Genomic DNA, 25,791 nt, shown 5'->3' on the forward strand with positions numbered 1-25,791 from the left:
GGCTAAGCCGAGTTGGCTAGCCGCTCTTAGCGGCTAGCGTTTCTCATGGTGACAAACTCTTCGGCAACCGTTGGGTGAATACCAATAGTCGCATCAAAATCGGCCTTGCTGGCCCCCGCTTTAATTGCCACAGCCAAACCTTGAATAATCTCCCCTGCATCGTCACCCATCATATGCGCGCCAACAACCTTATCACTGGCCTTATCTACTACCAGCTTTAAAAAGGTCTTGGTTTTATTGCCGCTTAGAGTGTGCTTCAAGTGGGTAAAACGCGAGGTATACACTGCGATGTCGCCGAAGCGCTCTCGGGCATCTTCTTCGTTAAAACCGACCGTGGCTAAATTTGGACTGGAGAAAATCGCAGTCGGGATAAAGTTGTAATCGAGGACGCTGTTATCACCATTAAACAAACGCTTGGCGAGGTTCATGCCTTCGGCTAGCGCGACCGGGGTTAGCTCCATGCCTCCGATGACATCGCCGACGGCGTATATAGAGGGCTCACGGGTTTGAAAGCCCTCGTCAACGGCGATATAGCCTTGGTCATTTAGACTGACCTTAGTATTCTCTAAACCAAGGCCTTCAAGCATGGGATTGCGCCCGGTAGCATATAAAACTTTGTCGGTAATCAGCGTTTCACCGCTTTCGAGTTGCAGCGCGTATTGATCGCCCCGCTCAGTGATAGCGACCACGTTTTCATTGAAGCGCAGCTTAACGCCCTTGGCTTTCATTTCTTCAGCCAACTCTTGGCGGATCTCCGTATCGAAACCCCGCAGAAATAAATCACGGCGATAAATCTGCTCAACTTCTACCCCTAAACCGTGCAGTATTCCTGCAAACTCGGTGGCAATGTAGCCGCCGCCGACCACGACAGCGTGTTTGGGTAACGTGTCTAAATAGAATAGTTCATTGGAGCTAATCGCGAATTCGCGGCCCGGAATATCGGGAATAAACGGCCAGCCGCCAACTGCAATAAGAATATTTTTTGCGGTGAACCTCACGCCCTCAACTTCTACCGTATTAGCGTCTAAGATTTTGGCGTGACCATTGATTAATTCAACGCCGGCGTTGCTTAGCAGATTGCCGTAAATGCCATTGAGGCGCTCGATTTCCCTGGTTTTATTATCCCGCAGACGTGGCCAATCCAGTTTTTCTACGACGCTATCCCAACCAAAGCCTTTGGCATCGCTAAAATCTTCACGATAATGCGCAGCGTAGCTGAATAATTTTTTTGGTACACACCCTACGTTGACACAGGTGCCGCCTAAATACCGCGACTCAGCTATGGCGACTTTGGCGCCAAACCCTGCCGATATCCTAGCAGCGCGGACCCCACCAGAACCCGCTCCGATAACAAATAGATCGTAAATGGTCTCGCTCACGCCGACTCCTTGTACATTAATGTCTAACTAAAATGTTTTATATGTCAGCTTTGGCCAAGTCGTATTTCTCGTACCAGGCCAGTTTTTCTCGCAATTTAACCACCTCGCCAACAATAATTAAGGTCGGTGCCCGCACAGTTTCATGCTTTAACTTTTCGACCATGGTTGCCAGCGTAGCCACCACCACTTTTTGATCTGAGGTGGTGCCCTGCTGAACAAGTGCAATTGGGGTGTCTGCTGGGCGACCAAATTCGATTAGTTTTTCGCAAATACTGGGCAGGCCAATCAATCCCATATAAAACACTACGGTTTGTGCTGGTTTTGCTAATTCTTGCCACGGTAAATTAATGCTGTTGTCTTTTAGATGACCAGTAACAAAGCGCACTGACTGGGCATAGTCACGGTGAGTAAGAGGTATACCCGCGTAACTCGCACATCCCGCTGCGGCGGTTATGCCCGGCACAACCTGAAACGGGATTTTGTGCTGAGCCAGCTCCTCTATTTCCTCGCCGCCGCGACCGAATATAAAGGGGTCGCCACCTTTTAGCCGGGCGACTTTTTTGCCCTCTCTCGCGTACTTCACGAGCAGGCTATTAATATCTTGTTGAGGAACAGCGTGGTCTGAGCGCGCCTTGCCGACATAGACCCGCTCTGCGTCTTTACGACACATATCCACAATCGCGGGGGCAACCAGACGGTCGTATAAAACCACGTCTGCGCGTTGCAGTAAGCGCAACGCCTTAAATGTCATTAGGTCTGGATCGCCAGGTCCGGCACCAATTAAATAGACTTCGCCGCCATTGTCGATACTGCCATTTTTAATGGCATCTCCCAGCATGGTTGCTGCGGCTTTATCGTTGCCGGCAAATACCATTTCTGCCACGGGCCCCTGCAGGGCTTTCTCCCAGAAATGGCGACGGTCTTCAATGTCTTCAAAACGTTCTTTTACAGCATCGCGGAACTGGCTAGCTAAATTACCTAAGCGGCCGTATGCCGCTGGGATACTGGCCTCTAAGCGCGAGCGCATCATGCGCGCAAGGACGGGGCTTTTGCCGCCGCTGCTTATGGCAATAATCAGGGGGGAACGGTCGATAATTGCCGGTAAAATAACACTACACAGCGCTGGGTCATCAACCACATTGACAGGTATATGCCGCTGGTGACAGGCAGCCGAGACGCGACTATTGAGAGCTTGGTCGTCGGTTGCGGCGATAACCAAAAACACATTGTCTAGTAGATGGTCGCCGTAATCTCCGCGAATACATTCGCCGCCGGCATTCAAAACCAATGACGACAACTCCGGCAAGATTTCGTGGGAAACCAAACGCACTTGGGCGCCCGCCTTGCAGAGCAAGCGAGATTTACGTAAAGCAACCTGACCACCGCCAATTAACAAACACGGTTTGTTGCGAAGGTCAGTGAATAGTGGAAGAAAATCCATTCGTTCAGAACTCTCCAACTTTTAGCTGTGTTATGCCGCCCATATAGCGTTGAAGCACGGTCGGCACAGACAGTGAGCCATCTGCTTGCTGGTAATTCTCTAGAATGGCCACCAAGGTGCGCCCTACTGCCAGACCAGAGCCGTTTAGGGTGTGTAACAGTTCAGGCTTGCCGGTTTCGGGGTTGCGCCAGCGCGCTAACATGCGACGTGCTTGGAAGTCACCGAAATTACTGCAGGATGAGATCTCGCGATACGCACTTTGGCCTGGTAACCACACTTCTAAGTCATAGGTTTTACGCGCGGAAAACCCGAGGTCGCCACCGCATAAAATCACTTTGCGATAAGGCAGGTTTAACTTTTGCAGAATGGCTTCGGCGTGACCACACAGGGCTTCCAGTGCCGCATCGGACTCGCTTGGGCGAACAAATTGCACGAGTTCAACTTTCTCAAATTGATGCTGACGTATCATGCCTCGGGTGTCACGGCCATAACTACCCGCTTCGCTTCGGAAACAGGGGGTATGGCAGGTAAAACGCAGTCCTTGTTCTAATTCTGTTGGCTCGACAATGGTGTTCCGGTATAAATTTGTGACCGGTACTTCTGCTGTTGGAATCAGGTAGTAACCGGAATCTCCCTGTAATTTAAATAAATCCGCTTCGAACTTAGGCAGTTGGCCTGTGCCACGAAGTGATTCTGCATTCACCATATAGGGAACGTAAACTTCCTGATACCCGTGTTCAAGGGTGTGAGTATCTAGCATTAACTGTATTAGGGCGCGATGCATACGGGCTAAACCACCGCGCATTACCGCAAAGCGACTACCGGTGATTTTGGTGGCAACTTCAAAGTCTAAGCCGCCGAGATTCTCGCCAACGTCAACGTGGTCTTTTGCGTCAAAGTCGAAGTTTCTTGGCTCGCCCCAGCGCAATACTTCTATATTGCTGGCCTCGTCCTTGCCAGCGGGCACCTCATCAGCCGGTAAATTGGGCACCGCCATTAAAAGGTGGTCTAGCGCGTCGTTGGCTTCCTTGGCTTGATGTTTCAGTGCTTCAAGCTCGGTTTCAATTTTCGCTAGGCTCTCGTTTACTTGGGCTTTGGCGTCATCGACACCGATACCGGACTTGATGAGCTCGCCAACTTGCTTGGACGCTTTTTTCCGCTCTGCTAATAAATTTTGGCTATTGATGTCTGCCTGCTTACGCAAGGCGTCTAAAGCTTCGAACTCAGCGACGTCAAACGTGTATTCTTTTTTGCTCAGCGCGCCGGCAATAGCCTGAGGATCGAGCCGGACTTGCTTAATATCTAACATTTAAATAAATCTCCAACTATCTGTATTTAATACTATTTTATATTCTTGCCAATCCCATCCCCAACCAGCAGCCAATAACGCAGGTGGCCAGTGTTGCGGACATATACAGCATTGCCATGGCGATTTTACCCGCCTCAAGCATTGCTACCGACTCTAATGAGAAGGTTGAAAAGGTTGTAAACGCACCCAGAAAGCCCACTATCAGCACGTAGCGCCAATCAGCGTGCAGCGCCGACTTCTCGGTGATGACAACATAGAGCGCGCCGATAGTGAACGAGCCGACAATATTGATTGCAAATGTACCCAAAGGCCAGTGAACCTGCGCCAAATAAATATTCACCGCGCGACCGATGCCGTAACGGCTTAATGCACCAAAGGCGCCGCCTATGGCAATTAGAAGATACACTTGCACGAATTTAGTCTCCGATTTGAGGTGCTCTATTCTACCGCATTCGGCTCAACGATAGCGTGTGTGCGGCGATGCCGCATCTCGTTCTCGTAAATAGCGCATTTTTTCTGCGATTTTTTTCTCCAAACCGCGTTCAACCGGCTGATAGTAGACCGTGTCTTTAATCTCTTCTGGCAGGTAGTTTTCACCGGCGGCGTAGGCATCAACTTCGTCGTGGGCATAGCGATAGCCGTCGCCGAAGCCCTGTTTCTTCATCATGCCCGTTGGCGCATTGCGCAAATGCATGGGAACGCCATAACTTGGCATGGCGGCAATATCGCGGCGAATCGCATTGTAGGCGGTGTATACCGCATTACTTTTGGGTGCGGACGCTAGGTAGCAGACGGCCTGCGCCATGGCCAACTCGCCCTCGGGGCTACCCAAGCGCTCTTGGGCATCCCAAGCGTCTAAACAGATTCGCAGTGCCCTCGGGTCGGCATTGCCAATATCTTCACTTGCCATACGAACCAAACGTCTTGCGATGTACAAGGGCTCGCAGCCGCCGTCCAGCATGCGCGCAAACCAATATAGAGCGCCGTCAGCTGAGCTGCCGCGCACGGCCTTATGCAGGGCTGAAATTTGCTCATAAAAGAGATCTCCACCCTTATCAAAACGGCGCGGCTGGCCGTTGAGCACTTGAGCAATTACCTCTTCGCTGAGGGTTTTACCCTCACTCCGGCTTCTTACCATATCGCCAGCGAGTTCAATAAGATTTAAAGCCCGCCGTGCATCACCATCGGCATGGGCGGCTATCAGCGCGATTTGGGCGGGATCTATATCCCAGCCCTCGCGTTCAGCGGCGTGTTTAACGATGTTAACTAGGGCATCGTCGGTCAGGGCGTTTAGCTGATAAACCCGCGCTCGGGATAACAATGCATTATTGATTTCAAAGGATGGATTCTCAGTAGTAGCACCAACAAAAATCACGGTGCCATCTTCAACGTAGGGCAAGAAAGCATCTTGTTGGGCTTTATTAAAGCGATGTACTTCGTCGATAAATAATATCGTTCTACGCTTAAAAAACTGCTGCTTTTTGGCTTCTTCCACGGCTATGCGGATATCTTTTACGCCCGCTAAAACCGCAGAGATACTGATAAAATGGGCATCACAGAGCTGGGCTATCAATTGCGCTAAGGTGGTTTTACCCACGCCCGGTGGGCCCCAAAATATCATCGAATGAAGCTGGCCCGAGTCCAGCGCCCTGCGCAGTGGTTTATCCTCAGCCAATAGGTGCTCTTGGCCAAGATAGAATTCCAGTGTCTGCGGCCGCATCCTTGCGGCCAGTGGCATGGCTGCTTGGGTGTCGCTCAAGGCTGGCGCGCCTCAGATTCATTGAATTCGAAGGTTTTAGGGTCAAATTTAAGGTTATATTTTGCTTCGACGAAATCAATCTGGGTGGTTTGCTCTAGGGTATCAAGCAAGCGCATTCCGGTCAGCTTGCCCATATTGAATACGAGTCGCATTTCCGAAAAAGCGCCCTGCTGCTTTGGAATTAGCACAAATTCACGAGTGCTAGCTGATTTAATGACCCTGACGTCATAGTCCGCCGCAAGTTGATCAATAGATGCGCCAATAATCATTGCCGGCGTTTGCGACATTTGAGAATCAAAGGGATCAGTATTCAGCTGTTCAAGGTCAGCGTCATAGCGCCACACGGTTTCGCCATTACTTACTAGCAGATAACGAAACGGTTCCAGGCTTTCCCAACGGAGTTTGTTTGGCCGGTTTAAGGCAATTGTGCCCTTGCTTTCCTGCAGTAATTCGCCACTTACGTCGCGAACTTGCTGCACGAACTTGGCCTTCAGACTCTGGGCGCCAGAAAGGTGCAGATGCAGCTGGGCGACATCGCCTTCTGCAAAGGCGGGATGCTGCAGTAAAGACAAAAACAAAAACACAAATAGTTGACGCATAAAGCCCTTTGGACCCGCCAAAATTCTACTCATTGAAGAGGAGAATGTGCAGCTAATAAGTTGGTTTGTCGCTATAAATAAGCGATTGAGCGCTCTGGTGCCGGTGTCAGAGGGCCAAGTAACAGTTGTGTCTCGCATAGTTTTCACTTCTAGTCGCGTGGAGGTGGCGCCAGTACTTCTCGACTTCCGTTGCTGGCCATCTCAGTTACGACACCGGCGACTTCCATTGTTTCAATTAATCGTGCCGCGCGATTATATCCAATGCGTAATTTACGCTGAACGGCAGAAATTGACGCCCGCCGACTTTGGGTTACGTATTGAACGGCTTCGTCATAGAGCGCGTCACCTTCACCGTCATCGCTACCTTCGGCAGGCATTCCCGGCATGGCATCGGTGGTACTGCCCTCTTCTAGCAGACCATCGATATACTGCGGTTCACCGCGACGCTTCCAGTCCGCGACTACTCTATGCACTTCTTCATCGGACACAAAGGCGCCGTGGACTCGAATCGGGATACCCGCCCCTGGGGGCAAGTACAACATGTCGCCGTGCCCTAAAAGCTGTTCCGCGCCGCCTTGATCCAAAATGGTTCGGGAGTCGATTTTAGAAGACACTTGAAAACCGATACGCGTTGGCACATTGGCCTTGATCAAACCGGTGATAACATCCACTGAAGGCCGCTGCGTAGCGAGTAGTAAATGAATACCTGCTGCTCGCGCTTTTTGCGCGATACGGGCAATTAATTCTTCGACCTTCTTACCGACGATCATCATCATGTCGGCAAACTCGTCGATCACCACCACGATCGATGGCAACACGACTAAATCGGGGGCCTGCGCCTCTTCCAAGCCAGCCTGATAATGGTCTTCTGGCTTCCACAATGGATCTTTAATCGGCTCTCCAGCGAGAATGGCGTCTTTGATCTTGCGATTAAACCCTGCCAGATTACGAACGCCCATCTTAGACATTAACTTATAGCGACGCTCCATCTCAGCCACACACCAGCGCAGGCCATTGGCGGCATCTTTCATGTCGGTAATAACTGGCGTCAATAAGTGCGGAATACCGTCGTATACCGATAATTCCAGCATCTTGGGGTCGACCAGCATCAAGCGTACTTCTTCCGGTGTCGATTTGTATAAGAGGCTTATCAACATTGCATTTACGCCAACGGACTTACCTGAACCGGTGGTGCCCGCTACGAGCAAATGAGGCATTTTGCCGAGGTCGGCGCATACCGGTTCGCCGGAAATGTCATGCCCGAGGGCAAGCGTTAGCGGCGACTTGCTGGCTTCAAATACTTGGGATGCCAGCACATCATGAAAGTTAACGATCTCGCGATCTTCGTTGGGGATTTCTATGCCCACATAGGGTTTGCCGGGAATAACCTCGACCACCCGAACGCTTACCACGGCGAGGGAGCGGGCTAAATCTTTTACCAAATTCGAAATTTTGCTAACTTTTACGCCGGCGTCAGGCTCTAGTTCAAAGCGGGTGATCACAGGGCCAGGGAACACTGCAATGACTTTTGCGGACACACCAAAATCTAGTAACTTGATTTCAAGTAGACGCGACATCGCTTCCAGGGTTTCCGGTGAAAAACCGCGCTCTGGATTATGAACAGCTCTATCTAAGAGATTTAACGATGGCAAGGTGCCGGTTACCGGCCCGTCGAATAAGGATGTTTGGCGCTCTTTCTCTGGGCGCGAGGACTTTGCGACGGGTTTTGGCGGCGGCGCAATTTGTGGTGGAATACGCGTCTTCTGAATTTCAGTTTTGGTCGTAAACGCTTCATGACGCGCCTTGCTTGCGGTGGCAGCTTTTTTACGTTCTGCCCGGGCTTGGCGATAGCGATAAACGGCATCAGTGGCTTGCTGGTATAGACGCAAGGTTGAGGCGCCAAGGGAGTCCATCAATTTTATCCATGACAGATCGGTGAACACCGTTAAGCCAAACAGTAAAATAGCAATCAATAGTAGGCGACTGCCAAATTCGTTAAAAGACGCTAAAGTTGCGTGCCCTACTGCGTCCCCCAGCACGCCGCCAGCACCAAATGGTAGGCCGCTATTGCCGTAATCGCCATTTGCTGCCAGTCCGGTGCTAGATATCATGACTAGCACTAAACCAATAACACGCAAAGAAAAAACCAGGGAATCAAAGTCGGCTGGACGATAGCGCGACTTAAATAAACGCCAGGCCCGAAACGCCAACATACTGGGAAAGAGGTAGGCCATGAAGCCAAATAAGGCAAAGAATACATCGGCCAGCCACGCACCCACGGGGCCGCCGGCGTTCATCACTCCATCACCATTGCCGGTTCTAGACCAGCCAGGGTCATTGCCGCTGTAAGTCAGTAGAGACACGAATATATAAATGCACACCGCGACGAAGCCAATTAAAAGGCCTTCACGGAGGCGCAAATGCAAGACTTCGCGGTTATCTGGTGCTAATTTTGTTGTCGGTTTAGGCAAAAGAAAACAATTTCCTAGTTACTTCTAGCTTAAACGGTCATTGACACATTCTATGATGCCGTTGCGAGAAAGGGTGGTATGTTAATGACACTAAGCATGAGCCTATTGAAAATACCAAATCGGGCCCAATATTAGCACTATGTCTGGGTATTTGTCGCCGCGAAGACATTTTGATGCGGATAACAAATTCCCCTATGATATGCGCCTTATATCAGTCAATTTGGAGTGAAGCACGCTCACTCCCTCTTAATGGAATACACTAATTTTATGAGCGACAGCCAACACCATCGTCTAATTATTCTAGGTTCGGGCCCTGCCGGCTATACCGCAGCTGTTTACGCTGCCCGCGCCAATCTTAACCCCGTGGTTATTACTGGTATTCAGCAAGGTGGTCAGCTCACTACCACCACCGATGTCGATAACTGGCCCGGTGATCAAAACGGCGTTCAGGGACCAGAGCTTATGGTTAGGATGCAAGAGCACGCTGAGCGCTTCGATACTAAAGTTCTTTTTGATCATATTGAGTCTGTCGATCTCAAAAACAGACCCTTTACTCTGAAAGGTAGTAAAACTTATACCTGTGACGGTTTAATTATTGCTACTGGCGCTTCTGCTCAATATTTGGGCCTAGCCTCAGAGGAAGCGTTTATGGGTAAAGGCGTTTCAGCCTGCGCAACCTGCGACGGATTCTTTTATCGCGGCAAAAAAGTGGCCGTTATTGGCGGCGGTAATACGGCCGTCGAAGAAGCCCTGTATTTATCTAATATTGCTTCTGAGGTGACCCTGATCCACCGCCGCGATAGTTTGCGTTCTGAGAAAATTCTGCAAGATAAACTGCTTGAACGCGCCGCAAATGGCAATATCAATATTTTGTGGCACAACACCCTAGATGAAGTATTGGGTGACGATAGCGGCGTAACTGGCTTGCGGATAAAGAGCACCAAGGATGGCAGTACCCAAGAGATTGATGTTGCCGGGGTATTCATTGCTATTGGCCACAAGCCTAATACCGATATTTTTGATGGCCAGCTAGATATGAAAGATGGTTATTTAACCATCAATAGTGGCACCGAAGGTAATGCAACCCGCACCAGTGTCGATGGTGTGTTTGCCGCTGGCGATGTCGCTGATCATATTTATCGTCAAGCAGTTACCTCTGCAGGCTTTGGCTGTATGGCTGCACTTGATGCTGAGCGCTATCTCGACGATTTAGTTTAAGACCTAGCGGCTTATCTAATGGCGACGATTCCCTGGCTCGACATCGATAAGCTGGATTTCCCCAACGTCGAAAATGCCCTAGATGACCCCAACGGCTTGCTAGCCGTTGGCGGTGATCTCACAAAAAAACGAATTTTGGCTGCGTATCGACAAGGTATTTTCCCTTGGTACGAGGAATCACAGCCCATTCTTTGGTGGTCTCCGCAGCCACGTGCCGTTTTATATCCGGATCAGGTGTATATCAACCGTAGTTTGCGTAAGACACTGCGTCGTGCTGATTATTCGGTCAGTTTCGATACTGCGTTTAACGAAGTGCTAGAGGGTTGCGCAGAGCTAAGTCCCAAGCGCCAAGGCACTTGGATTACAGACGATATGCGCGCAGCGTATCAGGCGCTCCATCGAGCCGGCTGGGCGCATTCTGTTGAAGTTTGGCGGGATGGTGATCTCATTGGTGGTCTTTATGGCATAGCGATCGGTCAGGTGTTCTTCGGTGAGTCGATGTTTAGTCGCGAGGCTAACGCCTCGAAAATTGCACTAGTACATCTTTGCGGGCAACTTCAACAATGGGGGTATCCACTCATTGATTGTCAGGTTGGAAATGACTACCTTGACAGCATGGGTGCCCAAGAAATATCTCGCGAAACCTTTAAACAGCATCTTGAGCAATACACCAATGCCAACGGGCAACCGCCGGAATATTGGGTAATGAATTGGGCTTACGGAAAGTCCACGCCCACGGAATAGGTATGACAGATTCAAAGGAAATTAAACTCTACGCCACGCACCCTCACCCCTGCAGCTACTTCGACGATCGAGAAGCCAAGACTATTTTTATCGATCCTGATATGTCGCCTTCACATGCGGTGTACAGCGAGCTATCTCGGCGTGGATTTCGGCGCAGCGGTAATCATATTTATCGGCCCGACTGTAAAAGCTGCAAGGAATGTATTGCTAGCCGGGTACCGGTGAGCACCTTTGCGCCAACGCGCAGTCAGCGTAAAGTTCTCAATCGCAATGCGGATTTAACAAGCGAAATAATGCCAACGCTCTCTGAGCACGCATACGATTTATACGAGCGGTATATTAGTGTTCGCCATCGCGATGGTGATATGTTTCCACCATCGCGGGAACAATTTGATAGTTTTTTAGCTTCAAGCAATACTGCGACGGTGTATGTGCATCTTTATGTTGATGGGGTTTTGGTAGCCGTTGCCGTCACCGATGTCTTGGATGACGGTTTATCGGCGATTTATACGTTTTATGATCCAGAGTTAAACCGACGCAGCCTAGGTGTTTACGGTATTCTTTGGCAAATTGAATACGCCAAAACCCTTAATTTACCGTATATCTATCTAGGATATTGGATTCGGGACTGTCAAAAAATGGCCTACAAATCTGATTATCGCCCTATAGAACTGCTAATAAATAGCCGCTGGGTGCGGTTAAACTGATTGCAAGCTTTGGGCTTGGGTTAACAATCTACTATGTAAATTGCCAAGCACAGTAAATTAAGGCAAAATGCGCGCAGTTTTGATAGCCCGCCGTGGCCTCAGTGCTTTTCAATTATTAATTCTTAAAGACTTTCGAGGATAGTTGCCGAATGGCGAAAGAAGACCAGATAGAAATGGAAGGCGAAGTCATAGATACTTTGCCAAATACCACGTTTCGCGTGCGTTTAGAGAATGGCCACGTAGTGACCGCTCATATCTCAGGCAAAATGCGTAAACATTACATCCGGATTTTGACCGGAGACAAGGTCAAGGTTGAATTAACCCCCTATGACCTGAGTAAAGGCCGCATCACTTTCCGCGGCCGCTAAGCGGATATCTTATTCGCAGGTCTGGCTCTCCTCCTCATCCACCGTGTCTGCGGTTAGAGCTAGACCGTCACCTTTAACGGTGATGTTAACCATCCCGCCCTGCTTCTCTAAACACCCAAACAGTACCATTTCAGCGAGCGGTTTTTTAATGTGCTCCTGAATAATACGTGCCATAGGCCTGGCGCCCATGGTTTTGTCGTAGCCTTTGTCGACCAACCACCGCCGTGCAGCGTCATCAACATTCAGCACAACTTTCTTATCATCTAATTGCGCTTGGAGCTCGACCAAGAACTTATCAACCACGGTTAACACTACGTCAGCTTCCAGTGGCGCAAAGGTAATTACACTATCTAAGCGGTTGCGGAATTCAGGTGTAAACAAGCGGCTAATCGCCTCACTAGAGTCGGTTTGATTATCCTGTTCAGTGAAGCCGATTGAACGGCGGCTCATACTCTCGGCACCGGCGTTGGTCGTCATCACAAAAATCACATTGCGGAAATCGGCTTTGCGACCATTATTATCGGTGAGTGAGCCGTGATCCATAACCTGTAACAGTAGGTTGAACAAATCAGGATGCGCCTTTTCAATCTCATCCAATAACACCACCGAATGTGGGTGTTTGGTAACCGAGTCAGTGAGCAAGCCGCCTTGATCAAAACCAACATAGCCAGGAGGTGCGCCGATCAAGCGCGATACGGTATGGCGCTCCATATACTCAGACATATCGAAGCGTACTAACTCCAAGCCCAGCAATTTGGCGAGTTGTCGGCAAATTTCAGTTTTACCAACGCCTGTCGGGCCCGCCAGCAAGAAGCTGCCGATGGGCTTTTCTACCGATTTCAGGCCTGCACGAGCAAGTTTGATCGAGGCGCTTAGCTCGGCCACCGCTTTATCCTGGCCGAAGACGACCATTTTCAGGTTGTCCTCAAGCTTGGCGAGTGATGCGCGATCATCCGACGACACACTCTTAGGCGGTATGCGGGCTATTTTAGCCACTATCGCTTCGACTTCCGCGATGTCTATTTTCTCAACGCGATTCTCAGGCTTCTGCAAACGCTGATAGGCACCCGCCTCATCAATCACATCGATGGCTTTGTCTGGCAGAAAGCGGTCATTGATATAACGCGCCGACAATTCAGCTGCTGAACGCAGGGCGCCGTCGGTGTATTTTAGATCGTGGTGGCTTTCAAAGCGCGAGCGCAGGCCTTTTAGGATTAAAAAGGTGTCTTCTACAGACGGCTCATTGATATCGACCTTCTGGAAGCGTCGACTCAAGGCGCGATCCTTGTCGAAAATCCCGCGATACTCTTGGAAAGTGGTGGAGCCTATGCAGCGCATTTGCCCAGAGCTCAGCAATGGCTTTAAGAGATTAGACGCGTCCATCACTCCGCCAGATGCTGCGCCTGCACCGATAATGGTGTGGATTTCATCGATGAACAGAATGGCGCCTTCGCGTTTCTTAAGGTCTGATAGCAGACCTTTTAAGCGCTTTTCAAAATCGCCACGATATTTAGTGCCGGCAAGCAAGGCACCCATATCAAGGGAATAGACAACACTGCCGATAAGTACATCAGGTACTTCGCCATCGACAATACGTTTTGCTAAGCCTTCTGCAATCGCAGTTTTACCAACTCCGGACTCACCTACCAATAGTGGGTTATTTTTGCGGCGTCGGGTAAGAATTTGGGCAACACGTTCCACTTCGTCTGCGCGACCAATTAACGGGTCAATGCGACCTGCTTTTGCTTCTTCATTTAAATTGGTGGCGAAGTTTTCTAGTGGACGCTGCTCTGGATCGGTATTTTCTGCATCTTGATCTTGCTGCTGGTCTTGCTCAAGACCTTCCGCACCGGCGACTTTTGAGATCCCATGGGTAATATAATTAACCACATCAAGACGGTTAACGCTTTGTGCCTTCAAGAAGTAAACCGCTTGGCTCTCTTGCTCGCTAAACATCGCCACAAGCACATTTGCGCCAGTCACTTCCTGTTTGCCGGAAGACTGCACGTGGAATACGGCGCGCTGCAGTACTCGCTGAAAGCCCAGAGTTGGCTGGGTATCGCGCTCGGCGTCGTCTTCGGGGATGCGAGGCGTCGTAGCCTCAACAAATTCCTTGAGCTCACCTTTAAGCTGGGTCAAATCGGCACCGCACGCCAGTAGCACTTTCACGGCGGCCTCGTTATCGGCCAAGGCCAATAAGAGATGTTCGACGGTCATAAACTCATGCCGACGACTACGAGCCGATTTAAATGCCTGGCTCAATGTTGTTTCGAGATCTTTGCTCAACATAGACTACTTCCGCCTTTTGACATTAAAAACTTCAAGCATCGCTCTCTTCTATCTCAGCAAGTAGCGGGTGCCCATTATCTCTTGCGTATTGGTTTACCTGTGCCGCCTTGGTTTCAGCGATATCCTTGGTAAACACGCCGCACACCCCTTTTCCTTTAGTGTGTACTGCAAGCATTACTTGTGTGGCGCGTTGCCGATCCAAGTAAAAAAAATCTTCTAAAATTTCGACCACAAACTCCATCGGTGTGTAGTCATCATTTAACAGCACCACAGCATACATACGTGGCTTCTTTAATTCCGGTTTTGACTCCTGAATTGCCAAGCCGCTGCCGTTGTCTTCGTCGGGCTTATCGCCTGAATTTTGGATATTAATATGCATTTTCACTCGCTTTACCTGAGCTTATCACCACTTTAACCTCGCGCAATAGGGAAATTCACCAACTTCACCCCTTACATCTTCTTAACTTGACGGCGAGGCCGGACTGTTTTAAAAATGGGGGCTAAGTCTTAGAATACAAGGCTGTTTTACAAATACGACTATAACTATAACGACAACTAGGGAAGGAAAGCTATGCAGCAGGGTGTTGTAAAGTGGTTCAATAACGCCAAAGGCTACGGTTTCATCGTCGCGGAAAACAGTGAAGAGGAAATTTTCGCGCACTATTCCGCCATTACGATGGAAGGTTATAAAACCTTGAAGGCGGGACAAAATGTGAAGTTTAGCGCCGAGCCAGGCCCTAAGGGGCTGCATGCCACTGATATTCAGGCATCTGATGAAGCCTGAAAAGGAATAGAATTACCTGCTTTAAAGGATATCGCCACCGACAAGCGCCGGTGGCGACAACGCTTTACGCCATATGCTTAACGATTGCATCGCCAAACTCTGAACATTTCAGCAAGGTGGCACCTTCCATCAAACGCTCAAAATCATAGGTCACAGTCTTAGCTTGGATTGCGCCATTCATACCTGTGATGATCAGGTCTGCAGCTTCATTCCAGCCCATGTGACGCAGCATCATTTCCGCAGACAAGATCAATGAACCAGGGTTCACTTTGTCTTGGCCTGTGTACTTAGGCGCAGTACCGTGTGTCGCTTCAAACAAAGCAATATTATCACTTAGGTTTGCTCCGGGTGCGATACCAATACCACCAACCTGCGCAGCAAGTGCATCAGACAGGTAGTCACCGTTGAGGTTAAGTGTCGCAATAACGCTGTATTCGTCCGGACGCAGCAGTACTTGCTGAAGCATGGCGTCAGCGATAACGTCTTTAACGACGATGTCTTTGCCGGTGTTAGGGTTCTTAATGCTTACCCAGGGGCCGCCGTCGAGCAGTTCGCCACCAAACTCTTCCATCGCTAGCTCGTAAGCCCAGTTTTTGAAAGCACCCTCGGTGAACTTCATGATATTGCCTTTATGCACGATGGTCAGTGACGGCAAATCTTGGTCGATAGTGTATTGAAGTGCTTTGCGAACTAGGCGCTGAGTACCTTCTTTAGAAACTGGCTTAATACCTATGCCGCATTCTTGCGGGAAGCGGATTTTGGTGACGCCCATCTCTTCCTGCAGAAATTCAATCACCTTATTGGCTTCAGGAGTACCCGCTTTCCACTCGATCCCTGCATAGATATCTTCAGAGTTTTCGCGGAAAATAACCATATTGGTTTTGCCTGGCTCTTTCACAGGAGACGGCACACCTTCAAACCAGCGAACCGGGCGCTGACATACGTAAAGATCTAATTCTTGGCGCAAGGCGACGTTTAAAGAACGAAAGCCACCACCAACGGGTGTCGTTAGCGGGCCTTTAATACCTACGACATAATCTTTGATTGCATCCAGAGTTTCAGCCGGGAACCAGTCACCGTCATACAGCTCTGCCGCTTTTTCGCCGGTGTAAATTTCCATCCAGCTAATTTTTTTGGTGCCTGAGTAGGCTTTTTCAACGGCTGCATCAACTACGTTGATCATCGCCGGAGTAATGTCTGCGCCGATGCCATCACCTTCGATAAAAGGAATAATTGGCCGATCGGGTACATTGAGGGAAAGATCCGCATTAACGGTGATTTTCTCGCCCGCAGTAGGTACCTTGATATGTTGGTATCCCATTTTTGACTCCATGGTTTATCAGTTAGTATCTGTGCTCGTGCTCGCTCACAAACGAAATAAACTGCAATTTGCTACAATGCAGCTTCTGCAAAAAGCGAGGCATTATAACACTTTATACCCAGATTTCTTCTATGAATGAGCCTATTTAAGCGTGAGTGATATTTTTTTATTTAATAAGCCCTTCCAGGTCATGAGCCAGTTTACTGACGCTGACGGCCGAGCCAACCTGTCTGATTACATCAGGATACCCGCAATATATCCAGCCGGCAGGCTCGATTATGATTCTGAGGGACTGATGATTTTAACCGGCGACGGCGAACTACAGCATCAGATAAGCCATCCACGGCACAAGCTGCCAAAAACTTATTGGGTGCAAGTTGACGGCGATGTCACCGACGACGCCTTGGTCGCGCTGCAAAGAGGAGTGCAGTTAAACGACGGCCAGACTTTACCGGCAATAGCAAAGCGAATAGATGAGCCTGCGGGGCTCTGGGCTCGCACGCCGCCAGTCCGTTTTCGCGCCAACATTCCTACCAGCTGGATAAGCCTGACGATAAGTGAAGGCCGCAACAGACAGGTTCGGCGTATGACCGCCGCGGTCGGCTTCCCTACCCTTCGCTTGATACGCGCGAGCATTGGTGACTGGAGCATTAAAGACCTTGCGCCGGGGGAATATGCCCCACTTACCCTAGGGCCTGAATTTATACGTTATAAGCCTCGCAGGAGCGGAAAGCCAAAGGCTGCTCGCGGCAAAACTCTAAAGACGTGGCCTCGTAAGCGTAGTTCTTAAGGCATTGCGCCTGTTACAATTATCACTTTAGTAAGCGGAAGACCCTATGGATTGGCAGCCCCATGTGACCGTCGCGACCTTAGTTGAAAACGAGGGTAAGTTTTTATTCGTTGAAGAAATCAAACATGGTCGCAGAGTGATAAATCAGCCAGCGGGGCATCTTGAGGAAGGCGAGAGTTTAGTAGACGCGGCGCTGCGAGAAACGCTGGAGGAAACCCAGTGGCGAGTGGAAATTTTAGGCCTTATCGGCGTCGGTCTATACACCGCGCCGGCAAATGGCGTGACTTATCACCGCAGCAGCTTTTTTGCGCGACCTATCGCTTTTTGTCCAGAACAAAAACTCGATACCGACATTGAGCAAGCCATTTGGTTGACGCCGGACGAGCTGCGGGCGCGCAGTAGCGAGCTTCGAAGCCCCTTGGTGTTGGAGTGCTTAGAACGATACTTGCGGGGTCAGCGCTACCCTCTATCACTGATTTACTAGTGCGGCGAGCAAACACCGTGGCGCCACAAAGCCAGCTTAATGGATATCATGAATGATTCAGCAAGACCCCAGTAACACCAAAGTCATTGTCGGCATGTCCGGCGGCGTGGACTCCTCGGTATCCGCCCTACTCCTGATGCAGCAAGGCTATCAGGTTGAGGGTCTTTTTATGAAAAACTGGGATGAAGACGACGGCACCGAATACTGCACCGCCAAAGATGACTTGGCAGACGCCAGTGCGGTCTGCAACAAATTGGGTATTTATCTGCATACGGCCAACTTTGCGTCTGAGTACTGGGACAATGTATTTGAACACTTTTTGGCTGAGTACAAGGCTGGACGCACACCCAACCCCGACATTCTTTGCAATCGCGAAATTAAATTTAAAGCCTTTCTCGACTACTCGATGGTACTGGGTGCGGATTACATTGCCACTGGCCACTACACCCGGCGAAGAGATATTGATGGTACAACACAGCTATTAAAGGGTCTTGATCCCAATAAAGACCAAAGCTATTTCCTTCACGCCGTGGGCAGCGAGCAACTTGCTAGAACGCTATTCCCGGTCGGTGAAATTGAAAAGCCTGAGGTTCGCGCCCTCGCTGAAAAGCACGGCCTAATTACCCATGACAAAAAAGACAGCACCGGCATTTGCTTTATCGGTGAGCGCCGCTTTAAAGACTTTCTGCAGCAATACCTGCCCGCCAAACCCGGCCGCATTGAAACTATGGACGGTATCGACATGGGCCAGCACAGCGGCTTGATGTACCACACCATCGGCCAGCGCCAAGGCCTTGGTATTGGTGGGGTAAGGGGCGGTGGCGACGAGCCTTGGTATGTCATTGAGAAAGACCTGGCTCGCAATGTATTACTCGTTGCCCAGGGCAGTCAGCACCCAGCCTTATTTAAACAGGCCTTACAGGTTAGCGATATTCACTGGATAAGCGCGCAGATGCCGACCATGCCCTGTCAATGCACAGCCAAAACCCGTTATCGCCAAGCGGATCAGCAGTGCGAGATCCGCCAAACTGCGACAGGCTTTGATGTGCATTTTAGCGATCCACAGCGCGCAATTACCCCAGGGCAATCGGTGGTCTTCTACGACGCCGACATTTGCCTGGGGGGCGGCATCATAGAAGCAGGGTATCAGTATTAATGAGCGATAATAACCAAATCCAAAAAGTCGATAAGGATCTTCAGGCCCGGCAGCAGACCCTAGCGCTTGCTGCAATAGTGCAAGCTGCGGTCTTGGTCGACCAAATTGCGCGCACCGGTCAAGCCGAGCCTCAGGCAATTGATGCAACGATCGATAGCCTATTTAAGTTTTCAGCGACAAGCGTCGAGGAAGCTTACGGCAGTATCGAAAATCTAGAGGTGGGTGTGCGGGGTTTGCGGGACTTGCTTAGCGGCAATGACTACGGCGAGCGCAAGAGTGTGACGCGCTATTGTCTGGGGATATTGCACCTCCACAAAAAGCTTCGAAAGGACTCGGATACTTCAGCTCTATTGCGTAGTCGACTGCAGCATACCGCCAAACAAAAAGAATTTAATGTCAATAATATTAATAGCTTATCAAACTCTCTTTCAGCAATTTATCAAGATACGATTTCTAAGTATAACTTTCGAATCCAAATAAGCGGCAGTGCCCAAGAGCTGAAAAACCCCAATAACGCGGCTCGTATTCGTGCGCTTTTATTAGCTGCAATTCGCGCTGGCTATCTTTGGCATCAAGCTGGCGGTAGCCGCTGGAAACTGATATTGCAGAGAAATCGTATTTTCACCCAAACCAAACACCTGCTGGCAACTGAAATTCGACGTTAATTCGTGTATATTGCGCGCTTTCCGAACTGCCCGCCCCGCTATAGAAAAGGTATTCAATATGGACTTATCCGCGCTTTCTGCCATCTCACCTGTCGATGGCCGTTACGGCAGCAAAACCGCTAGCCTGCGCCCCGTTTTCAGTGAATTCGGACTGATCAAATATCGTCTTATTGTGGAAGTGCGCTGGCTACAGCAACTGGCTGCAAACGTCGCAATCACTGAAGTTCCAAGCCTGAGCAGTGACGCTAATGCGGTTTTAGAAGGTCTAATTGCCAATTTTGACGAAAGTGGCGCGCAGAAAGTAAAGAATATTGAAGCTACGACCAATCACGATGTTAAAGCGATTGAGTACTATATAAAAGAAGCGATTAGCGGCAATGCTGAGCTCGCGGCGATTTCAGAATTTGTTCACTTTGCCTGCACCTCAGAAGACATAAACAACCTGTCACATGCTCTAATGCTGCGTGAAGGCCGTGAAATATTATTATCTGAGTGCGATGCCATTGTCACCAAGCTCACAGATCAAGCCCATGAGTTTGCCGAAGTGCCAATGCTATCTCGCACCCACGGGCAAACTGCCAGCCCCACCACCATGGGTAAAGAGTTCGCCAACGTGGTGGCGCGTCTGCGGCGCCAGCGCCAGGTAATCGCTGAAGTCGAATTACTGGGAAAAATCAACGGCGCGGTGGGTAATTACAACGCTCACTTGTCGGCCTATCCCGACATCGACTGGGAAGCCAATGCGGAAGACTTTATTACCAAGCTCGGCATTAACTGGAATCGTTACACCACCCAAATAGAGCCCCATGATTATATTGCAGAATTATTCGATGCAATCGCCCGCTTCAATACCATCTTAATTGATTTAGATCGCGATATTTGGGGCTATATTTCCCTGGGTTATTTCACACAGCGGACCATTGCCGGCGAAGTTGGCTCCTCTACCATGCCGCATAAAGTTAACCCCATTGACTTCGAAAACTCAGAAGGTAATCTCGGCATCGCCAATGCCGTACTTCATCATTTGGCGGTAAAACTGCCAATCTCACGGTGGCAACGCGACCTAACTGACTCAACGGTATTGCGTAATATGGGCGTTGGTATCGCTTACAGTGTGATGGCCTACCAGGCGACGATGAAGGGCTTGAGTAAGCTGGAAATCAATACTGTCCGTATTGCCGCAGACCTCAACGATAGCTGGGAAGTGCTCGCGGAACCGATTCAAACTGTTATGCGTCGCTACGGCATCGAAGAACCCTACGAAAAGTTAAAAGCCCTCACCCGCGGCCAGCGTATTACTGCAGACATCTTAAAGGCGTTTGTAGATGGCCTAGATATGCCAGACGCGGCAAAAGCTGAATTGCGCGAGCTTACCCCAGCAAGCTACATCGGCAATGCTGTTGTCCAAGCAAAGCGGATTTAATGCCGTGGCGCTGCAAAACTTTGATCCTCAGGCTTTTTTAGACCGGGTTTGGCAGCGCGAAGCGCTGCTTATAAAAGATGCGCTGCCAAACTTTCAGTGCCCAATAGACGGCGACGAACTTGCCGGCCTGGCTTGCGAAGACGACGTTGATAGTCGTATTGTCATTGAAAAAGATGGCGCCTGGGAATTGCGTAATGGGCCCTTTAAAGAAGCCGATTTCAGTACCTTGCCTGCATCCAAGTGGACTTTGCTGGTTCAAAGCGTAGACCACTACCTGCCGGAATTGGCAGAATTACTGGCTCACTTCCGCTTTATTCCACGTTGGCGCACCGAAGATATCATGGTTAGCTACGCCTGCGACGGCGGCAATGTTGGTCCCCATTACGACCAATACGACGTGTTTTTAGTGCAGGGCAGCGGTCGCCGACGCTGGAAAGTGGGCGGCCATTGCTCCGCGCATACGCCACTGGCAAGCCAGGCGGGTTTGCGCTTACTGGAAGATTTTAGTGTTGAGCAAGAATACCTGCTCGACGCCGGTGATGTGCTTTATGTTCCTCCGGGAGTGGCCCACTGGGGCATTGCCGAAGGCGACGACTGCATCACACTGTCGGTGGGCTTCAGGGCCCCGTCGGAGGCAAGCTTATTAAGCGATTATGGTGATGACATTGCCAGCTTCCTTGATGAATCAATCCGCTACCAAGATCCGAAGCTTGACGCCAAGGCCCACCCCGCCGAAATCTCCGCTGATGTTCGTCAGCACGTAAAATCGCTGATACTGCAACATATCGATAACGATGCCCACCTAGGCCGCTGGTTTGGCGAAATGATGACCCGTGTTCCAGATCAGGAAAATTTCGTCGACGACTCGCTAAGTCTAGAAGAATTTCTGTTAGCGCTGACCGACGGTGAGCCCTTGCAGTTGCGCTTGGGGGCTAGACTGGCCTTCGACGATGACTACCTATTTGCCGACGGATTGGCCTTTCCCTATCCACAAGATCAGCGCGACGACGTTAAAGCTTTGTGTGAAATAGAATGTGGGATTACTATCGATATTGCTCACCGCTTGAGCCAAGATATGATGTACGCCTTATTCTGCAATGGCACTTTATGCTTCTATGATGATACGCAAGACTGATTGGCAAACTTCAAGCACCGAGCTCAGCACCATACGTCATGAGGTTTTCGTCGCCGAACAAGCGGTTCCAATTGAGCTCGAGCTTGACGAACATGACGCTTATTGTCATCACTGGCTGGCATGTATCGATGAGAGCGCGGTAGGCACCGTTAGAATGCTTGGCAATGGCAGTATTGGTCGCATGGCTGTGCGCAGCGGCTACCGTGGACAGGGCGTTGGCAAGGCGCTTTTAAATGCGGTTATCGATTACGCCAAAGACCAAGACTGGCGAATACTTAGTCTTGCTGCCCAAGATCACGCCATCAGCTTTTATGCTGAAGCCGGTTTTACCGCCTACGGCGATATATTTATGGATGCCGGTATCCCCCATCAATCCATGCAACTTTTATTGCGTGAGCATCGCAAGCTGGGGCAAGACAGTCCTCGGTTTGTGCCGGCTGACAGCGCCGCAACAGTGTTGGATTTGTGCGCTCAGGCACGGCGAACCCTGCGTATATTTAGCGCTGCACTTGAACCCGAGCTATATGCCAATGACGCCATCGTTAGCGTATTGTCGGTGCTTGCCCGACGACACCGGCAAAGCGAAATACGGTTATTAATTTGTCATGAGACCGCCCTTAGAGAAAGCCGCCACCCCCTGGTGGCGCTTAGCCAACGATTGCCCTCAGCCCTACCCTTACGCGTGCTTCCACCGGACTTTCGGCCGGAATTAGATGAGCTTTTTCTACTTGCAGATCGCAACGGTATCTTCGCGTATCCAGAGAATGCGCCAAACACTGCGTGGTGTAGCTATCACCTACCCCCAAAAGTAAAAGATTACCAAGAGCGCTTTGACCGGATGTGGGAGCGTGGAGAGCCGGCGCGACATTTACGCAGGCTTTATTAATCGGCGTTCATACTTACCTGCAGTCGGTCACTAAATAGAGCTCTTACCAGAGGGCTTATTTCGCCACCAAGCCACTGAAAACGCGACAAATTCAGGCCATAGTTCTTGTAGATATATCGCGAAACACCCTTTTTCATACCTTCTGCTCATTTTTTCGCAAATAAATGCACTCAAACGCCTTCTTCTGTCATTTTCTGCAAGCAAAAATTACTAATTTGCTGTACATTACCCGCCTAATTTTCAACCCAGTTTATCCAGAGAGCGCTATGACTGATCTATCCCGTTACAGAAATATTGGTATTTTCGCCCACGTTGATGCCGGTAAGACCACGACTACCGAGCGTATCCTTAAGTTGACCGGTAAAATCCATAAAATCGGTGAGGTTCATGAAGGCGAATCAACCACTGACTTCATGGAACAGGAAGCTGAGCGCGGTATTACCATTCAGTCAGCGGCAGTCAGCTGTTTTTGGAAAGATACCCGTTTCAACGTTATCGACACACCTGGTCACGTCGACTTTACGGTAGAAGTATATCGTTCTCTGAAAGTCCTCGACGGCGGCATCGGCGTATTCTGTGGTTCTGGCGGCGTAGAGCCTCAGTCAGAAACCAACTGGCGCTATGCCAACGACTCGAAAGTATCGCGTCTTATCTTTGTAAACAAACTTGACCGCATCGGCGCCGACTTCATTCGCGTAACTGATCAAGTCAAAAAAGTATTGGGCGCCACGCCCTTAATCATGACTTTGCCGATTGGCGCCGAAGATTCCTTCAAAGGCGTTGTCGATCTGTTGACCCGTAAAGCCTATATTTGGGATGAAACTGGACAGCCAGAAAACTACACTATAGAAGACGTTCCAGCCGACATGGTTGATAACGTTGAAATGTATCGCGAGCAACTTGTTGAAACCGCGCTTGAAATGAACGACGACCTATTGATGGCCTATATGGAAGGTGAGCAACCTTCTATTGAAGACATCAATCTGTGTATCCGTAAAGGTACCTTAGAGCTAGTCTTCTTCCCAACATACTGTGGTTCTGCCTTTAAAAACAAAGGCATGCAGTTGTTGTTGGACGCTGTTATTGATTACTTGCCAACGCCTACCGAAGTTAATCCGCAGCCTTTGACTGACGAAGAAGGTAACGCCAACGGCGAATTCGCGATCGTGTCTGCTGATGAGCCCTTCCGCGCTTTGGCATTCAAAATTATGGATGACCGTTTCGGCGCTCTTACTTTTATTCGTATTTACTCTGGTAAATTGAATAAAGGCGACACCATTCTTAACTCCTTCACCGGCAAGTCAGAACGCGTTGGCCGTATGGTAGAAATGCAAGCTGACGAGCGCAATGAGTTAAGCCATGCACAAGCTGGTGACATCATCGCTATTGTGGGCATGAAAAACGTGCAAACTGGCCACACCCTGTGTGATCCAAAGCACCCATGTACATTGGAAGCGATGGTATTCCCAGAGCCCGTAATCTCTATCTCGGTTACGCCTAAAGATAAGGGTTCAACTGAGAAAATGGGTATTGCGATCGGTAAAATGGTTGCTGAAGATCCCACCTTCCGCGTTGAAACCGATATAGACTCAGGTGAAACTATTCTGAGAGGAATGGGTGAATTGCACTTGGATATCAAAGTCGACATCCTTAAGCGTACCTACGGTGTTGATTTGACAGTAGGCCAACCACAGGTTGCCTACCGCGAAACTATCACTCAAGAAATTGAAGACAGCTACACTCACAAGAAGCAGTCTGGTGGTTCTGGTCAATACGGCAAGATCGATTACATTGTTAAGCCGGGCGAGGCGAACACTGGTTTCACATTTATCTCTAAAGTGGTCGGTGGTAATGTTCCTAAGGAATTCTTCCCAGCCATTGAAAAAGGCTTCCGCTCTATGATGGGTGTAGGCCCTCTGGCCGGTTTCCCCGTTCTGGATGTTGAAGTGACGCTAGTTGATGGTGGCTTCCACGCAGTTGACTCATCAGCTATCGCGTTTGAGATTGCTGCCAAAGGCGCTTTCCGTCAGTCTATGCCTAAAGCCGGCCCACAACTTCTTGAGCCAGTAATGAAAGTTGACGTTTACAGCCCAGAAGATCACGTAGGTGATGTTATCGGCGACTTAAACCGTCGTCGCGGCATGATCTCTGGTCAAGAGCCAAACTCAAGTGGCGTACGCATAAAGTCAGATGTACCACTTTCTGAAATGTTTGGTTACATCAGCACCCTGCGCACGATGACATCTGGTCGTGGTCAGTTCTCAATGGAATTCTCTCATTACGCGGCTTGCCCAGCGAACGTGTCTGAGACCATTATTGCCAAAGAGAAAGAGAAGAAAGCGGCTGCAGCTAAGTAATTTACTTAGTCAGCTTCCGAAAAAAGCCCGGCCAGTGAATACTGTCCGGGCTTTTTTATGTGCTCTATTTAACGCGCTTCGATATTTCCTTCTTTAATAATCCAGCATCACTCCCACTTCGTTATCCCTATCGACAAGATCAAAGCACAGCAAGTTCCGGCAAGGTTCTTCGCTGAAATGTTTTAGCGCCCCGCTTTGTATATCAAATCGATAGCCGTGCTGCGGACATACCAGTTCCATGCCGTCTACATCCGAACTACTCAGCGGATACTCACGATGCGGACAGTTGCTTTCGATCAAATAGCGATCGCCATCCAGCTGCAACAGCATTAGGTGATGACTATCAATCTTAAAGACCTTGCGATAGCCGTCAAACAAGTTGATGTATTTCTCTAAGCTGTAATAACGCATAAGCCTTGAATGTCATGGGGTTTTCGCAAGCTTACCGTAAAGCCTATGATGACTGTAAGCATTTCACGATATAGGCCTGAGACAGTGCTGAAAAT

General features: G+C 49.7%; 25 protein-coding genes. 13 read left to right on the plus strand and 12 right to left on the minus strand.

Annotated features, from left to right (window positions below):
- Positions 1-26: 26 nt before the first annotated feature.
- The 7 genes from gorA to AB4875_RS10565 are packed head-to-tail and all read right to left on the minus strand — an operon-like array spanning position 27 to position 8,958.
- Complete coding sequence (gorA, locus tag AB4875_RS10535) at positions 27-1,379, minus strand: glutathione-disulfide reductase (protein WP_368376019.1); 1,353 nt, start codon at positions 1,377-1,379, stop codon at positions 27-29.
- A gap of 37 nt (positions 1,380-1,416) precedes the next feature.
- Positions 1,417-2,820 carry a siroheme synthase CysG gene (gene cysG, locus AB4875_RS10540; protein WP_368376020.1) on the minus strand — a complete coding sequence of 468 codons (1,404 nt, stop codon included), beginning with the start codon at positions 2,818-2,820 and terminating at the stop codon, positions 1,417-1,419.
- Between the two features lie 4 nt (positions 2,821-2,824).
- A complete protein-coding gene (serS, locus tag AB4875_RS10545) occupies positions 2,825-4,129 on the minus strand; it encodes a serine--tRNA ligase (protein WP_368376021.1) in 1,305 nt (434 codons plus the stop codon).
- Positions 4,130-4,166: 37 nt separating this feature from the next.
- Positions 4,167-4,541, minus strand: coding sequence for a fluoride efflux transporter CrcB (gene crcB, locus AB4875_RS10550; RefSeq protein WP_368376022.1), 375 nt, complete (start codon positions 4,539-4,541; stop codon positions 4,167-4,169).
- Positions 4,542-4,586: 45 nt separating this feature from the next.
- Entirely contained in the window at positions 4,587-5,867 is a 1,281-nt protein-coding gene (locus tag AB4875_RS10555; RefSeq protein ID WP_368377072.1) for a replication-associated recombination protein A, read from the minus strand.
- Between the two features lie 17 nt (positions 5,868-5,884).
- Entirely contained in the window at positions 5,885-6,625 is a 741-nt protein-coding gene (gene lolA, locus AB4875_RS10560) for an outer membrane lipoprotein periplasmic chaperone LolA (RefSeq protein WP_368376023.1), read from the minus strand.
- 11 nt (positions 6,626-6,636) lie between these two features.
- Positions 6,637-8,958 carry a DNA translocase FtsK gene (locus AB4875_RS10565; RefSeq protein WP_368376024.1) on the minus strand — a complete coding sequence of 774 codons (2,322 nt, stop codon included), beginning with the start codon at positions 8,956-8,958 and terminating at the stop codon, positions 6,637-6,639.
- Between the two features lie 267 nt (positions 8,959-9,225).
- On the opposite strand from AB4875_RS10565, the gene trxB reads away from it, so the two are divergent.
- The 4 genes from trxB to infA all read left to right on the plus strand — a co-directional run bounded on the left by trxB (position 9,226) and on the right by infA (position 11,995).
- Positions 9,226-10,176 carry a thioredoxin-disulfide reductase gene (trxB, locus tag AB4875_RS10570; protein WP_368376025.1) on the plus strand — a complete coding sequence of 317 codons (951 nt, stop codon included), beginning with the start codon at positions 9,226-9,228 and terminating at the stop codon, positions 10,174-10,176.
- A gap of 18 nt (positions 10,177-10,194) precedes the next feature.
- Positions 10,195-10,920 carry a leucyl/phenylalanyl-tRNA--protein transferase gene (aat, locus tag AB4875_RS10575; protein ID WP_368376026.1) on the plus strand — a complete coding sequence of 242 codons (726 nt, stop codon included), beginning with the start codon at positions 10,195-10,197 and terminating at the stop codon, positions 10,918-10,920.
- Between the two features lie 2 nt (positions 10,921-10,922).
- On the plus strand, positions 10,923-11,627 hold the full coding sequence (locus AB4875_RS10580; RefSeq protein ID WP_368376027.1) for an arginyltransferase: 705 nt from the start codon (positions 10,923-10,925) through the stop codon (positions 11,625-11,627).
- 149 nt (positions 11,628-11,776) lie between these two features.
- Positions 11,777-11,995, plus strand: coding sequence for a translation initiation factor IF-1 (infA, locus tag AB4875_RS10585; RefSeq protein ID WP_008247839.1), 219 nt, complete (start codon positions 11,777-11,779; stop codon positions 11,993-11,995).
- Positions 11,996-12,004: 9 nt separating this feature from the next.
- Here the strand turns inward: infA and clpA are convergent, their stop codons facing one another.
- On the minus strand, positions 12,005-14,284 hold the full coding sequence (gene clpA / locus AB4875_RS10590; protein WP_368376028.1) for an ATP-dependent Clp protease ATP-binding subunit ClpA: 2,280 nt from the start codon (positions 14,282-14,284) through the stop codon (positions 12,005-12,007).
- Positions 14,285-14,315: 31 nt separating this feature from the next.
- Positions 14,316-14,663: an ATP-dependent Clp protease adapter ClpS gene (gene clpS / locus AB4875_RS10595; RefSeq protein ID WP_368377073.1), complete on the minus strand. Its 348-nt coding sequence runs from the start codon at positions 14,661-14,663 to the stop codon at positions 14,316-14,318.
- 192 nt (positions 14,664-14,855) lie between these two features.
- Between clpS and AB4875_RS10600 the strand changes: the two genes are divergently transcribed.
- The gene (locus AB4875_RS10600; RefSeq protein WP_368376029.1) at positions 14,856-15,068 is read left to right on the plus strand and encodes a cold shock domain-containing protein; all 213 of its coding nucleotides are present in this window, start codon (positions 14,856-14,858) and stop codon (positions 15,066-15,068) included.
- Positions 15,069-15,132: 64 nt separating this feature from the next.
- Here AB4875_RS10600 and icd read toward each other — a convergent pair whose 3' ends face one another.
- Positions 15,133-16,389 (minus strand): NADP-dependent isocitrate dehydrogenase, encoded by a 1,257-nt coding sequence (gene icd, locus AB4875_RS10605; RefSeq protein ID WP_368376030.1) that lies wholly within the window; start codon positions 16,387-16,389, stop codon positions 15,133-15,135.
- Positions 16,390-16,540: 151 nt separating this feature from the next.
- Between icd and AB4875_RS10610 the strand changes: the two genes are divergently transcribed.
- From AB4875_RS10610 to AB4875_RS10640, 7 genes are read left to right on the plus strand one after another with little or no spacing between them, the layout of a single operon-like run.
- A complete protein-coding gene (locus tag AB4875_RS10610) occupies positions 16,541-17,179 on the plus strand; it encodes a pseudouridine synthase (RefSeq protein WP_368376031.1) in 639 nt (212 codons plus the stop codon).
- Between the two features lie 46 nt (positions 17,180-17,225).
- On the plus strand, positions 17,226-17,663 hold the full coding sequence (locus tag AB4875_RS10615) for an NUDIX hydrolase (protein WP_368376032.1): 438 nt from the start codon (positions 17,226-17,228) through the stop codon (positions 17,661-17,663).
- A 52-nt stretch (positions 17,664-17,715) separates the two neighbouring features.
- Positions 17,716-18,819 carry a tRNA 2-thiouridine(34) synthase MnmA gene (gene mnmA / locus AB4875_RS10620; RefSeq protein ID WP_368376033.1) on the plus strand — a complete coding sequence of 368 codons (1,104 nt, stop codon included), beginning with the start codon at positions 17,716-17,718 and terminating at the stop codon, positions 18,817-18,819.
- Complete coding sequence (gene hflD / locus AB4875_RS10625; RefSeq protein WP_368376034.1) at positions 18,819-19,484, plus strand: high frequency lysogenization protein HflD; 666 nt, start codon at positions 18,819-18,821, stop codon at positions 19,482-19,484. Before mnmA ends, hflD begins: the two co-directional genes overlap by 1 nt.
- Before the next feature lie 58 nt (positions 19,485-19,542).
- On the plus strand, positions 19,543-20,907 hold the full coding sequence (gene purB / locus AB4875_RS10630; protein WP_368376035.1) for an adenylosuccinate lyase: 1,365 nt from the start codon (positions 19,543-19,545) through the stop codon (positions 20,905-20,907).
- A complete protein-coding gene (locus AB4875_RS10635) occupies positions 20,885-22,042 on the plus strand; it encodes a JmjC domain-containing protein (RefSeq protein ID WP_368376036.1) in 1,158 nt (385 codons plus the stop codon). Before purB ends, AB4875_RS10635 begins: the two co-directional genes overlap by 23 nt.
- Entirely contained in the window at positions 22,023-22,928 is a 906-nt protein-coding gene (locus AB4875_RS10640; protein ID WP_368376037.1) for a GNAT family N-acetyltransferase, read from the plus strand. Before AB4875_RS10635 ends, AB4875_RS10640 begins: the two co-directional genes overlap by 20 nt.
- Here AB4875_RS10640 and AB4875_RS10645 read toward each other — a convergent pair.
- Positions 22,925-23,065: a hypothetical protein gene (locus AB4875_RS10645; RefSeq protein WP_368376038.1), complete on the minus strand. Its 141-nt coding sequence runs from the start codon at positions 23,063-23,065 to the stop codon at positions 22,925-22,927. The two genes, AB4875_RS10640 and AB4875_RS10645, sit on opposite strands and share 4 nt — an antisense overlap.
- A 129-nt stretch (positions 23,066-23,194) precedes the next feature.
- Here AB4875_RS10645 and fusA point away from each other — a divergent pair, with 129 nt between their 5' ends.
- A complete protein-coding gene (gene fusA, locus AB4875_RS10650) occupies positions 23,195-25,285 on the plus strand; it encodes an elongation factor G (protein ID WP_368376039.1) in 2,091 nt (696 codons plus the stop codon).
- Positions 25,286-25,378: 93 nt separating this feature from the next.
- Here the strand turns inward: fusA and AB4875_RS10655 are convergent, their stop codons facing one another.
- The gene (locus AB4875_RS10655; RefSeq protein WP_368376040.1) at positions 25,379-25,696 is read right to left on the minus strand and encodes a Rieske (2Fe-2S) protein; all 318 of its coding nucleotides are present in this window, start codon (positions 25,694-25,696) and stop codon (positions 25,379-25,381) included.
- Positions 25,697-25,791 lie beyond the last annotated feature (95 nt).

It is taken from the genome of Zhongshania sp. R06B22, from assembly GCF_040892595.1.
Taxonomy (GTDB): Bacteria; Pseudomonadota; Gammaproteobacteria; order Pseudomonadales; family Spongiibacteraceae; genus Spongiibacter; species Spongiibacter arctica.

Bases quoted from the DNA above. Each gene is read 5' to 3' on its own strand.
- lolA (WP_368376023.1), bottom strand. From the start codon at position 6,625: ATGCGAGACACAACTGTTACTTGGCCCTCTGACACCGGCACCAGAGCG.
- icd (WP_368376030.1), bottom strand. From the start codon at position 16,389: ATGGGATACCAACATATCAAGGTACCTACTGCGGGCGAGAAAATCACC.
- serS (WP_368376021.1), bottom strand. From the start codon at position 4,129: ATGTTAGATATTAAGCAAGTCCGGCTCGATCCTCAGGCTATTGCCGGC.
- AB4875_RS10655 (WP_368376040.1), bottom strand. From the start codon at position 25,696: ATGCGTTATTACAGCTTAGAGAAATACATCAACTTGTTTGACGGCTAT.
- AB4875_RS10580 (WP_368376027.1), top strand. From the start codon at position 10,923: ATGACAGATTCAAAGGAAATTAAACTCTACGCCACGCACCCTCACCCC.
- clpS (WP_368377073.1), bottom strand. From the start codon at position 14,663: ATGCATATTAATATCCAAAATTCAGGCGATAAGCCCGACGAAGACAAC.
- trxB (WP_368376025.1), top strand. From the start codon at position 9,226: ATGAGCGACAGCCAACACCATCGTCTAATTATTCTAGGTTCGGGCCCT.
- hflD (WP_368376034.1), top strand. From the start codon at position 18,819: ATGAGCGATAATAACCAAATCCAAAAAGTCGATAAGGATCTTCAGGCC.
- AB4875_RS10645 (WP_368376038.1), bottom strand. From the start codon at position 23,065: ATGAAAAAGGGTGTTTCGCGATATATCTACAAGAACTATGGCCTGAAT.
- fusA (WP_368376039.1), top strand. From the start codon at position 23,195: ATGACTGATCTATCCCGTTACAGAAATATTGGTATTTTCGCCCACGTT.
- aat (WP_368376026.1), top strand. From the start codon at position 10,195: ATGGCGACGATTCCCTGGCTCGACATCGATAAGCTGGATTTCCCCAAC.
- AB4875_RS10615 (WP_368376032.1), top strand. From the start codon at position 17,226: ATGGATTGGCAGCCCCATGTGACCGTCGCGACCTTAGTTGAAAACGAG.
- AB4875_RS10555 (WP_368377072.1), bottom strand. From the start codon at position 5,867: ATGCCACTGGCCGCAAGGATGCGGCCGCAGACACTGGAATTCTATCTT.
- AB4875_RS10640 (WP_368376037.1), top strand. From the start codon at position 22,023: ATGATGATACGCAAGACTGATTGGCAAACTTCAAGCACCGAGCTCAGC.
- AB4875_RS10600 (WP_368376029.1), top strand. From the start codon at position 14,856: ATGCAGCAGGGTGTTGTAAAGTGGTTCAATAACGCCAAAGGCTACGGT.
- mnmA (WP_368376033.1), top strand. From the start codon at position 17,716: ATGATTCAGCAAGACCCCAGTAACACCAAAGTCATTGTCGGCATGTCC.
- clpA (WP_368376028.1), bottom strand. From the start codon at position 14,284: ATGTTGAGCAAAGATCTCGAAACAACATTGAGCCAGGCATTTAAATCG.
- purB (WP_368376035.1), top strand. From the start codon at position 19,543: ATGGACTTATCCGCGCTTTCTGCCATCTCACCTGTCGATGGCCGTTAC.
- cysG (WP_368376020.1), bottom strand. From the start codon at position 2,820: ATGGATTTTCTTCCACTATTCACTGACCTTCGCAACAAACCGTGTTTG.
- infA (WP_008247839.1), top strand. From the start codon at position 11,777: ATGGCGAAAGAAGACCAGATAGAAATGGAAGGCGAAGTCATAGATACT.